This is a genomic window from Cupriavidus alkaliphilus, assembly GCF_014191175.1.
In the GTDB taxonomy this organism is placed as follows: domain Bacteria; phylum Pseudomonadota; class Gammaproteobacteria; order Burkholderiales; family Burkholderiaceae; genus Cupriavidus; species Cupriavidus alkaliphilus.
Genome location: NZ_JACHWE010000007.1, coordinates 136,051 through 147,670, shown reverse-complemented (window position 1 = coordinate 147,670; position 11,620 = coordinate 136,051). Strand labels below are relative to the sequence as shown.

Here is an 11,620-nt window from a genome sequence, read left to right as displayed (position 1 = left end):
CCGCACTGCTCGTTGGGAACAAGACATTATAGGGTCGTGGGTATACAACAGCACCCGCCGCTGCGCCCCCACACTTTTCGGGTGGGCCGGGCCACCGGGCACAACATGCATGATTAGTACATAAATGGCAACCACCGCGTCCTTCCGGCCGCGGGATTGCCGGATGTCTTGAGGCCCACCAAGGGCCATGGCCACACATGAAGCGGGCCGAGACCCGCTCCAACAAGGAGACCACAGTCATGCTTAAGCGATGGACTTGCCTGCTCGCGCTGACCCTGATAACCCAGGTGGCGTCGGCGCAATCGCCATATCCCAGCCGTCCCATCACCTTCATCCTGCCGTTCTCCGCAGGAGGCGCCACAGACATCGTGTCGCGGGCGCTCGCCGAAGACATGAGCAAGCGCCTGGGTCAGCCCATCATCGTCGAGAACCGCCCCGGCGCATCCGGCATGATCGGCACAAATGCAGGCGCCAAGGCCCCGGCCGACGGGTATACCGTGCTACTGACTCCAACACAGGCCATTCTCAATAACCAGTTCCTGTATGCCCGACTGCCCTATGACACCCGCAAGGACCTTGCCTTCGTTACTGAGGTCTGCAGCGCTTCGGTCCTGCTGGTGGTCAATCCGCGCGTGCCGGTGAACAGCGTGAGGGCACTGCTTGACTGGTCGGCGCGCAACAGGACGAACGTGGGCTCGTGGGGCATCGGTTCCTTTGGCCACCTGGCCAGCGCCCATCTTGCGCGAACCCGCAAGGCGGACTTTACCCATGTCGCCTATAAGGGCGAAGCCCCGATGATCCAGGATCTGGTGGGCGGTCAGCTCGACATGGCATTCATTTCAGCCTTCGGAGCCAAGCCCTTTATCGACTCAGGAAAATTGCGCGTGCTGGCGGTGACTTCCGAACACCGTCTGCCTGTCTTGCCCAACGTGCCGACCCTGGCCGAAGCCGGTCTGCCCGATCCGGAAATGCAGCCGACTGGCAAGCTGGTGATGATGGTGCCTGCGGCGACGCCTGCCCCGATCGTCGACCGGCTGGAGCAGGCAGCGCGTGCTGCGATCGGGACCGATGCCATGCGCAGCCGCATGCGCGGCATCGGCCTGGAGCCGATCGGCAACAGCGGCAAGCAGGCACTGGCGAGCTATGAGGCCATGTACCCGGTGCAGCAGCGGCTCGTCCAGCTGACCGGCGCCCGGCTCGACTGAGTCCTCCGTCCAGGCTGGCAGCACACCGCATTGGGGGCAGCACCCGCCATGCGGCGAGGCGCCGGTCCCCCGGCTTGCCCGCGCGGCAGCGCGAAGTGCTGCCGTCCACTGCTGCATCCCCCGAGACGACGCCTGCATCGCCCACCTACCCGATGCGGGTAGGCCGGCAGGCACATGCCCGCAGCTACGCTTGGCTGGTCTGTCGCCTTGCCGTCAAAGCCCGGTACACCAGCGTGCGAGCGGCCCAACCTTGGAGAAGTGAACCCATCATGCTGTCTGGTATCAAGATCGTGGAAATTTGCGGGATCGGGCCCGGTCCGTTTTGCGCCATGCACCTTGCGGACCTCGGTGCAGACGTCATTGCGGTGGAGCGCACTGTCCCGGACGAGGCCGCCGCGGCGCTGGCCGAGGGCAGCGTACTCAATCGCGGCAAGCGTTCGGTGGTTGCCGACCTGAAAACGGCCGAAGGCCGCGAACTGGTGCTGCGCCTGATCGAAGACGCCGACGCGCTGATCGAGGGCATGCGCCCGGGCGTGATGGAACGGCTGGGGCTGGGCCCCGATGTGTGCCACCGGCGCAATCCGCGACTGGTGTATGGGCGCATGACCGGCTGGGGCCAGTCCGGTCCGATGGCGCAAGCCGCCGGCCATGACAACAACTACATTGCGCTGTCTGGCGCACTCTTCTATAACGGCAGCCCGGCTGAACCGCCCTCTTCGGCCATCACGCTGGTTGGCGATATCGGCGGCGGCGCGCTTTACCTGGCGGTGGGCGTGCTGTCCGGCATCCTGAATGCACGCGCAACCGGCAAGGGCACCGTCGTGGATGCCGCCATCGTCGATGGCTCGGCGCATATGCTGCAACTGCTGCTCGCCACCGGCAAGAAGGGCTTCGTGACCGGCGCGCGCGGGCAGAATATCCACGACAGCTCGCACTTCTATGCGACCTACCGCTGCGCCGACGGGCACTTCGTCACGTTGGGATCGATCGAGCCTCAGTTCTATGCGTTGCTGCTACAGAAGCTGGGCGTGGCGGCGGACCCGCGTTTTGCCCGGCAATGGGACCGCAGGCACTGGCCGGAACTGCACCGCCACTTTACCGAGCTGTTTGCCAGCAAGACGCGCGCCGAATGGTGCGCGCTGCTGGAAAACACCGATGTCTGCTTCGGGCCGGTACTGAGTCCGCAGGAAGCGGCACAGCATCCGCACAACGTCGCACGCGGCGTGTACTTCGAGCGCGATGGCCAGTTGCAAGCCACCCCGGCACCGCGATTCGACGGCAAGGCCCGGTCGGCGGGCCGGATTCCGAAACGCGGCCAGCATACCGGCGAGATCACCGCCACCCTTGGCAGTGGCAATGCCAGCCAGGTCTGGCGAGCTGCGCGCGCAGACTGACACGCTACGCTGGCAAGGCATGGAAACGCGATCCGAAGCGGGTCCAGCGCGCGCCGGACGGCTGCAACCGAGGCTATCCGCCTTGATTGCCGAGGTCCGCGCCGTGCGCGCCGAAGTCGAACTCGCGCTGGAGCGCAATGCCATGCCCGGCCTGGGCGACGCAGCGGCACAGCGCGCGCACTTGCTGGATCAATGGATCCGGCAGGCAAGCGGACGCCGGCAACTGGTCTGCCTGGCGTGCGCGGCCGAGCACGGGATGATCCAGCAGCACCATCTCGAGCTGGTCCGCCAGACCGCCCTGAAAACGACGGACCGCGCCCTGCGCGCTCTGTACTGGGCAAGCGTCAAGCGCTGGACCCGCATGCCTGTCTTCGGCCGGGGAAGCGCCACCGGTCCGGTCCCGGCCCGCGGCGCGCCGGGCGCCACCTCGCGCCAACTGTGCGAGCGGTGCGACGAGCTGAGGCATGACGTCAGGCGATTCTCCCCGCATGCGAGATTGCAGGAGGATGGCTTCGATAGCGAGCCGACAAAGCGATCACGGACAGCGTCATGGTATCGGTGCGGCGCGTGCCATACCCGATGGGTGCGGCGGGTGCCGCCGTCCGAGCACTTTGCCGTCTGGTCCGTCGTGTCATGCGTGCCGCTTGATGCCGCACCGCCGACGCACCCGCTGGCGCCGTTGAAACGCTGACAACCAGAACGCCGGCACATCGCCCTTCCTTGGGGCGGGCCATTCCGGCGAGGCTGCGCTGCGCGCGCTCCCTATCTCAGGTCTTGGGCTCGGGCACAGAGTGCCTCGCTGCGCTCGCACCCGTTGTCGCGGCCCAGCCCCAAGGCTTTTCTCTCCCGCTGGTTTGCTCCCCTCTTCCGCTTGCGGGAGAGGGGCGGCGCTAACGCAGACTGACGTTCCCGGCTGCGCCGGAGAACGAGCATCGATCGCTGCCATTTTCGGCAACGTCAATGATCCGCAACGTGCAAGCCAGATCAAGCAAGGGTCAGTACGGATGGGTAGTGTGCAAATGCGACACGCTGGCCATTTGGAGTGGCCCGCTTCTCCACGCATCTGGGGTCTACTGAGCGTGCGCCATGGACTGCTGCCTGCATCCCCTTGCAAGCGCATAGCCGCCAGGACGCGCACCGAGCCCCGGCGGGGCAATGAGACCTCAGACCGGGCTGTCGGATACCTAAAACGATATGGAGACCCTCAAGCATGAAGCGGAAGTTCCTTACCCTGGCCGCATTCGCCCCCGTCGCGATAGCGGCCCATGCACAAACGAGCGTAACGCTGTATGGGGTGATTGACGGATCAGTGGAGTATGTCAATCGGGTGGCTGCGTCGGCCGCGACGCCAACGCAGGGAGGCAGCCGCTTTGGCATGCCCAGCGTAGGAGGCCTGTCCGCATCGCGCTGGGGCCTGCGCGGCGTAGAAGACCTCGGCTCGGGCAACCAGGCCTTGTTCGTGCTGGAAAGCGGCTTCCAGTGGGACACCGGAGCGCTGCAGAGCGTGCCCCTCTTCAACCGCCAGTCGTTCATCGGCGTGCAGAACAAGGACCTCGGCAAATTGACCTTTGGTCGCCAGTACACATCGTTCTTTGACGGCATGGCCAATTTCGCGCCCATGCGCTTCGCGGCCACGTATGAGCCGGGCATCTGGTGGATGGGCCTGAACTACCGTGAAGACAATATGGTCAAGTACACGGGCCAGTTCGGGCCGCTGCAGGCGACGACGCACTTCTCGTTCGGCACCGGGGTGGCCGTGCAGAATGCCAGCATCCTGCTGGCCAATGGAGGTGCCGGCGAGGTGCCCGGGCATTTCAGCGACAACATCGGCTACGGTGGTTCTCTGATGTACCTTGGCAGCAACGGCATTGGCGCGTCGATTGCCGCCGACGTATGGCGCCCCGCCGCCGTGACCGGCCAGCCCGGCACCATGACCAAGCTGGGCGCCGCGGCACTCTATCGCACCGGCCCGTTCAAGTTCACGCTGGGCTACCGCTACAACAAGGGCGAATTCTCCAACCGCAACACGCTGCTGCGCGATGACTACTGGTGGGCGGGCGTGAACTACCAGGCGACGCCCGCGCTGGGGATGTCGCTGGCCTACTACTACGCCGACGTCAAGGCAGCGCGTGCCAACGCCACCGGGCCCGAAGCCAATCCGGCCAATATGCAGCAGGTCAGCTTCATTGCCGATTACAACTTCAGCAAGCGCACCGACGTCTATCTGTCCGTCGGTTATGCGCACAACGGCGGCCTGAGCTTCGACAGCAGCGCCACGGCCTTTGCCTTCAGGTATCCGACGATGGCCGGACAGCAAAACATGGTGGGCGTCACGGTAGGCATCAGGCAGATCTTCTGAGGTCGCGCGGGTACCGGCAGGCCGACCGGCCCGCCGGTATCGGCAGCCACACGATGACATCGATCTGCCGACCCCAGGCACTTGCCACCCATTATCGGGGAATCAAGGCAACCTTCACGGGCTCCCCCGGTTGCCCACATCGGCCAGCCGCCCTGCCACTACCGGAACCACCCGCTTCGGGTAGGGGTCCCCGCCCTGATTCGCGCCAGACTTGTCCCCAGGCATTGGCATTGCCGTCACGCGAGCCGGGGGGATGACAACGTGCGAGAACACACGATTTCCGACAGCATGGTCGACTGGATCCTCAGTGGCGCGCGCGAGCGCGGCCATGAGGTGGCCGGCATCCTGCGCCGCGCGGACATTGCATCGCCCACCGGGCAAAGCAGGCGCGTCCCGCGGGCACGCTACGCCGCGCTGCTGAACACGCTCAAGCGCGTGATGCGCGACGAGCTCTGGGGCCTGTGCAGCCGTCCGGTGCCACCGGGCACCTTTGCCGCCACCTGCTGGGCCGTGATCCACTGCAGCAACCTGCGCGAAGCGCTGACGGTTGGACTGGCCTGCTACCGCCGCCTGGCTCCGGAGCTGCACGCCCGCTTGCATGCCGGCGGCACGCTGGCCACGGTCACGCTGAATCCGGTTGACGACGGCGCAGGGCCGCTGCCCCGCATCGCACAATCGGTATTCCTGTTCCATGTCATTCAGCAGGCGTGGTGGCTGACCGGGCGCCGCTTCCCGTTGCGCGAGCTGGCCTGCAGCCATGCGTCGGTGATCGGCAGCGATGAAACCCCGCGCCTGCTCAATACCTATTGCCGCTATGCGCAGCCGCGGGCCTCGCTCAGCTTCGATGCCCGCTGGCTCGACCTGCCGGTCATGCAGACGCGCGACAGCTTGCGCAGCCTGCTGCGCGACGCGCCTGACAGCCTGCTGATCCGCCACCGCGAAGCGGCGACGACCGCTGCCCAGGTTCGCACCCATCTTTCCCGTCAGCTCCCGCTCGGCGCAATCTCTCTGGCGGCGGTCGCCGATTGCCTGAACCTGACCGAGGCCACGCTGAACCGCAGGCTGCGCAGCGAGGGCACCAGCTTCCAGGACATCAAGGACACCTTGCGGCATGACGAGTCGGTGCGCTATCTCGAATGCACGGATCTTCCAGTGAGTGCCATTGCCCAGGCGCTGGGCTTCTCCGAGCCGGCCACGTTCTGCCGCGCTTTCAAGAAGTGGACCGGGCTCGCGCCAGGCCAGTATCGCCGCGGTGCGAGGCCTTGGCCTTAGGCCAGGCATGGCGGCAAGGCCGCAGGAATCGGCCAACAATTTTGCAGAAGTTGGCCATTCCCGCACTGCCTGCCCCTGCCGATACTGGTCCACATCGCATACGCCTGGCCAACGAAGCCTGGAGGAGAACAGCATGCCGACCAAACACCCAATTCTGCGTGCCTGGTTCATGGTGATCATCGTCGCCTGGGGATTCGCCGCGAGCGGCGTCCAGGCACAGGCATTTCCCTCGCGGCCATTGCGCATCGTCCTGCTGATCGGCCCCGGCAGCAGCGGTGACGCTGTCGCGCGCTTTGTCGCCGACAAGCTTGGCGCGGCGCTGGGACAGCCCGTGGTCATCGAGAACCGGCCGGGCGCCGAAGGCCTGGTGGCCGTGCAAAGTGTGCGCAACGCGCCGGCAGATGGCTACAGCATCCTGCTGGCAAGCCCGTCCATGCTGAGTGGGCCGTTGCTCAACAAGGCCGCTGACTATGACCTGCAGCGCGACTTCCGCATGGTGTCCTTCCTGTACCGCAACTCGGCCTTGCTGGTGACCGGTCGCAGCACGCCGTTCGTTTCCGTGGGCCAGGCCATGGCGCAGGCACGCCAGCAGCCCGGTACGGTCAGCCTGGCCGACTACGGCAACTCCTACCGCATAGGGGGCATGCTGCTGGCGCAGCAGGGCGGGCTGGCTTTCAATGCGGTGAGCTACAAGGGGTTTTCCCAGGCCTCGGCGGACGTGATCGGCGGCACTGCCGACCTGGGCCTGCTCGATGCAGGCGCTTCGATGCCGCTGGTGCGCGCCGGCAAGCTGCGCGCGCTGGCCAGCACGGCCAAGGAACGCCTGGCAGGGCTGCCCGAGGTCCCCACATTGCAGGAAAGCGGCTTCGCCGGCTATGAACTCTATGTCTGGGTGGCATTGGCCGTGCGGCGCCAGACCCCTGACCCGGTGGTACGGCGGCTGGAACAGGAAGTCGCTGCCATCACCCATTCACCGGCATTTCGGCAGTTCCTTTCCACCTTTTCCGGTACCGAGCCGATGCCCGTCAGCGGCGTCCAGGCCGACCAGGAGCTCGCGCGCGAATCCGCCCGCTATCGCGGGGCTGTCGATGCGATCCGGAACGCGCAGCGCTAAGCCCCACCTTTTCACTTTCCGTACAGGAGACATTGCTCATGAACCAGATTTGCAAGGATCGCGTAGTCGTCATCACCGGCGCTGGCCGCGGTATCGGGCGCGAGTATGCGCTGCAGTTCGCCCGCGCAGGTGCGCGCGTGGTGGTCAACGACCTGGGCGCGGCACCGGATGGCGCCGGTGCCCAAACGGGCCCCGCGCAGGCCGTGGTGGAGGAGATCCGCGCCTTTGGCGGACAGGCCGTCGCCAACACGGACGACATCTCCGACTGGGACGGCGCGCAGCGACTCATCCAGACCGCCATCGAGCGCTTCGGCGCGCTCGACGTGCTGGTCAACAACGCCGGCATCCTGCGCGACCGCACGCTTGTCAATATGACCGCAGAGGACTGGGACGCGGTGATCCGGGTCCACCTGCGCGGTACCTTCGCGCCGATGCGCCATGCCGCCGCCTACTGGCGCGATGAAGCCAAGGCGGGCCGCACGCGGGTCGCGCGCGTAATCAACACCAGCTCCTCGTCCGGTCTGTTCGGCATCGTCGGGCAGACCAACTATGGTGCGGCCAAGGCGGGCATCGCCAATATGTCGATCGTCGCCGCGCGCGAGCTGGAACGCTACGGCGCCACCGTCAACGTGATCTACCCGACCGCGATGAGCCGCCTGACCGAGGACCTGTTCCGCCAGAACGGCATGGCCGCACAGGCGGAACAAACCCAGGCCGGTGGCGGCTTCGACCCGCTCGACGCGGGCAACGTGGCGCCGCTGGTGGTATGGCTCGGCAGCACCCGTTCGAGCGGCGTGAGCGGCCGCGTGTTCGGTGTGCGCGGCGGCAGCATCACCGTGGCGCAGGGCTGGCACGCCGGCCCGCGCATCGAGAAGGACGGCCGCTGGCTGCCCGAGGAACTGTCCAGCCACATCCCGGCGCTGGTGGCGCGCGCCGCGCCCAATGCCCTGATCTCGGGCGAGATTCCTGCCCGCAAGGAGGCCGTCGCATGAGCCAGCCCATGGCAAGCGCTGGCGGCGCCGCGCCGCAGCCACTGCCCGGCACGCGCCCGTTCTGGGAAGGCACGCAGGCGGGCGAATTGCGGCTGCAGTTGTGCGACTGCTGCGACACGCACGTGCTGTATCCGCGCCCGCATTGCCCGGCCTGTGGTGCCGAAGCGCTATCGTGGGTGCGAGCCAGCGGACGCGCGCGGCTCTACTCCTATGTGATCAACCACATGCCGATGCCAGGCTGGACCGGTGCCATGCCCTACGTCATCGCAGTGGTCGAACTCGAAGAAGGTCCCCGCATGATGACCAACCTTGTCGGCGTGCCGCCAGACCCGAAGCACCTGGTGCTGGACATGCCGTTGCAGGTCGTGTTCGAGCCGCGCGGCGAGGTCATGCTGCCCCTGTTCAAGCCCGCTGCGGAGGCTGCCCGATGACCCGCCTGGACCAGATCATTGCCATTGCCGGCGCCGCTGAAACCGAGCTTGGCGCGCTGCCCCACATGTCGGAAATGGACCTGCGCGCGGACGCGGCACGGCGAGCACTGGCCGATGCCGGGCTCACCCTGGCCGACGTCGATGGCATCACCAGCGCCGTGGACAACCCCATCGACGTAGCCCACTACCTGGGCATCACCCCCGCCTGGTACGACGGCACTTCGGTTGGCGGTTGCTCGTTCATGGTTCACGTGCGGCATGCCGCCGCGGCCATCCGGGCCGGCCTGTGCCACACCGTGCTGGTGCTGCACGGGCAATCCGGGCGCTCGCGCGTCGGTTGGCCGCCGCGCTCGGTACCGCCGTTCTCGATGTTGGCGCAGTTCGAGCTACCGTACGGCAGCGGCGCGCCGCCGAACACCTTCACGCTGCCTGCGCTGCGCTTCATGCACGAGACCGGCACCACGCATGAGCACCTTGCCGAAGTCGTGGTGGCGCAAAGCCATTGGGCCCAGGGCAACCCGCGCGCCAGCCGCAACAAGCTGCTGACGGCAAGCGATGTCATGGCCTCGCCAGTGATTGCCTATCCGTTCCACAAGCTCGAATGCTGCGTGGTGACGGATGGCGGCGGTGCACTGGTGATCACCACCGCCGAACGTGCGCGCAACCTGCGCCGGGCCGACCGCCCGGTCTACCTGCTGGGCTCCGGCGAGGCCTGCGACAGTCCGCTGATCTCGATGATGGACGACACGACGAGCTCGAAGGCATTCCGCCTCTCGAGCCGGCAGGCGTTTGCCGAGTCAGGTCTCAGCCATGCGGATATCGACCACCTGATGATCTATGATGCCTTTGCCCACCTGCCGCTCTATGGCCTTGCCGATCTCGGCTTCGTCGAGCGTGGCGAAGCCGGGCCGTTCATCGCGGAAGGCCATACCCGGCCTGGCGGCAAGCTGCCGATGAATACCAATGGCGGCGGCATCCTGTACACCCACACCGGCATGTATGGCATGTTCGCCATCCTGGAGGCAGTGCGCCAGCTGCGCGGCGAAGCCTTCCGGCAGGTCGAGGACGTGCAGTGCAGCTTCGTGCAAGGCGTGGGCGGCATGTTCACGGCTGCCGCCGCGCTGGTGCTGGCCAACGCCTTGCCGTAGCCATCCGCAAGCCATGCCAGCGCAGAAGACGGGACGGTGCCAACGGTGCCGCCCCGCCTGGCGCACCCGCTGCCGCTGGCACCGTGCGCGCGCAAAAAAAACAGGAGACATCCGATGCACAGCGAAAACTGGACCCACCTGGGCGATCGCGCCCAACGGCATCCCGGGCGGACCGCCGTCATCCATGGCGGCAACGGGCTCACGCTCTCGTACGGCGACCTGGACCGGCGCGCCAACCAGCTGGCCCGCTACCTGCGTGCCCTGGGGCTGCGCCCCGGCGACCATATCGCCATGGTGCTCGAGAATAATATGCGGTGCTTCGAAATCGGCTGGGCAGCGCTGCGTTCCGGCCTGCTGCTCACGCCGGTGAACCGCTTTCTGACGCCGGCCGAAGCCGCCTACATCGTGACGGACAGCGAATCAAAGGTGGTCATCAGCTCGTACGCCATGCGCGAACTGGCTGAAGGCCTGACCACGCTGATGCCCGAGTGCCATGCGCGCCTGATGGTCGATGGCACCATCGATGGCTGGGACAGCTACGAGCGCGCCATCGACGCCATGCCGGGGGACCCCCTGGAAGCCGAAACGCTGGGCGCGCTGATGCTGTACAGCTCCGGTACCACGGGCCGCCCCAAGGGCATCGTCCGCGCTCAGTGGTCGCACGACATGGCTGACTACCTGGACCCGTTCCGGCGCCGGCAGCTGCAGGAATATGGGTTCTCCGGCGACATGGTGTACCTGTCCACCGCGCCGCTTTACCATTCGGCGCCGCTGGCATGGGCGCTGCAGATCCAGGCGGTCGGCGGCACGGTCGTGTTCATGGAGAAATTCGATGCGCTGGCATCGCTGGCCATGATCGAGCGTTACCAGGTCACGCATAGCCAGTGGGTTCCGACCATGTTCGTGCGGCTCCTGAAGCTGGCGGAACACGAGCGCAACGCCTTTGACCTGTCGAGCCTGCGCATGGCGGTGCATGCCGCCGCGCCGTGCCCGGCAGACGTCAAGCTGCGCATGATCGAATGGTGGGGCCCCATCATCCACGAGTACTACGGCGCGACCGAAGGCTGCGGGCTGACCATGATCGACAGCGCGGACTACCTGGCCCACCCTGGCTCGGTCGGCCGCGCCGCAGTCGGCGCGATCCATATCTGCGACGACGACGGCAACGAACTGCCGCCCGGCAAGCCGGGGCTGATTTACTTCGAACGGGACGCCATGCCGTTCCGCTACCACAACGATCCACAGAAGACCGATGCCACCCGCCACCCGCGGCATCCCAACTGGACCGCGGTGGGTGACATGGGCTACGTCGACGAGGCAGGCTATCTCTACCTGACCGACCGCAAGACCTTCATGATCATCTCGGGCGGGGTCAACATCTACCCGCAGGCGATCGAGGATGCGCTGGTCGCCCATGACAAGGTGGGCGATGCCGCGGTCATCGGCGTACCGGACGCGGAGATGGGCGAGCAGGTGAAGGCCATCATCGAGCCGGCGCCCGGGGTCGAGCCCGGCCCCGCGCTGGGCGAGGAACTCATTGCCTACCTGCGCGGCAAGGTGGCGCGCTACATGATCCCGCGCTCGGTCGATTTCATCGACCGCATGCCGCGCCTGCCGACCGGCAAGCTGTACAAGCAACAGCTGCGTGAGCGCTACGGCGCCGCCAACCCGGCCGCGGCGCAGCCGCGGGCGGATTAGCCGGCAA

At 66.6% G+C, this 11,620-nt stretch carries 10 protein-coding genes; all 10 read left to right on the top strand.

Features of this window, described 5'->3' with window-relative positions; genetic code table 11:
* Positions 1-239: 239 nt before the first annotated feature.
* Entirely contained in the window at positions 240-1,205 is a 966-nt protein-coding gene (locus tag FHX60_RS22015; protein WP_183284626.1) for a tripartite tricarboxylate transporter substrate binding protein, read from the top strand.
* A gap of 269 nt (positions 1,206-1,474) precedes the next feature.
* Positions 1,475-2,599 carry a CaiB/BaiF CoA transferase family protein gene (locus FHX60_RS22010; protein ID WP_183284693.1) on the top strand — a complete coding sequence of 375 codons (1,125 nt, stop codon included), beginning with the start codon at positions 1,475-1,477 and terminating at the stop codon, positions 2,597-2,599.
* 82 nt (positions 2,600-2,681) lie between these two features.
* On the top strand, positions 2,682-3,290 hold the full coding sequence (locus FHX60_RS22005) for a hypothetical protein (RefSeq protein WP_183284625.1): 609 nt from the start codon (positions 2,682-2,684) through the stop codon (positions 3,288-3,290).
* Between the two features lie 519 nt (positions 3,291-3,809).
* On the top strand, positions 3,810-4,958 hold the full coding sequence (locus FHX60_RS22000; protein WP_183284624.1) for a porin: 1,149 nt from the start codon (positions 3,810-3,812) through the stop codon (positions 4,956-4,958).
* A 333-nt stretch (positions 4,959-5,291) separates the two neighbouring features.
* The gene (locus FHX60_RS21995; protein ID WP_183284623.1) at positions 5,292-6,230 is read left to right on the top strand and encodes a helix-turn-helix domain-containing protein; all 939 of its coding nucleotides are present in this window, start codon (positions 5,292-5,294) and stop codon (positions 6,228-6,230) included.
* A gap of 133 nt (positions 6,231-6,363) precedes the next feature.
* Entirely contained in the window at positions 6,364-7,344 is a 981-nt protein-coding gene (locus FHX60_RS21990; protein ID WP_183284622.1) for a Bug family tripartite tricarboxylate transporter substrate binding protein, read from the top strand.
* Positions 7,345-7,382: 38 nt separating this feature from the next.
* Complete coding sequence (locus FHX60_RS21985) at positions 7,383-8,336, top strand: SDR family oxidoreductase (protein ID WP_112776418.1); 954 nt, start codon at positions 7,383-7,385, stop codon at positions 8,334-8,336.
* Positions 8,333-8,767 carry a Zn-ribbon domain-containing OB-fold protein gene (locus FHX60_RS21980; protein ID WP_260164412.1) on the top strand — a complete coding sequence of 145 codons (435 nt, stop codon included), beginning with the start codon at positions 8,333-8,335 and terminating at the stop codon, positions 8,765-8,767. The genes FHX60_RS21985 and FHX60_RS21980 overlap by 4 nt, the downstream gene beginning before the upstream one ends.
* Entirely contained in the window at positions 8,764-9,915 is a 1,152-nt protein-coding gene (locus tag FHX60_RS21975) for a thiolase C-terminal domain-containing protein (protein ID WP_183284621.1), read from the top strand. The genes FHX60_RS21980 and FHX60_RS21975 overlap by 4 nt, the downstream gene beginning before the upstream one ends.
* Before the next feature lie 114 nt (positions 9,916-10,029).
* Positions 10,030-11,613, top strand: coding sequence for an acyl-CoA synthetase (locus FHX60_RS21970; protein ID WP_183284620.1), 1,584 nt, complete (start codon positions 10,030-10,032; stop codon positions 11,611-11,613).
* The last annotated feature ends 7 nt before the right edge of the window (positions 11,614-11,620 follow it).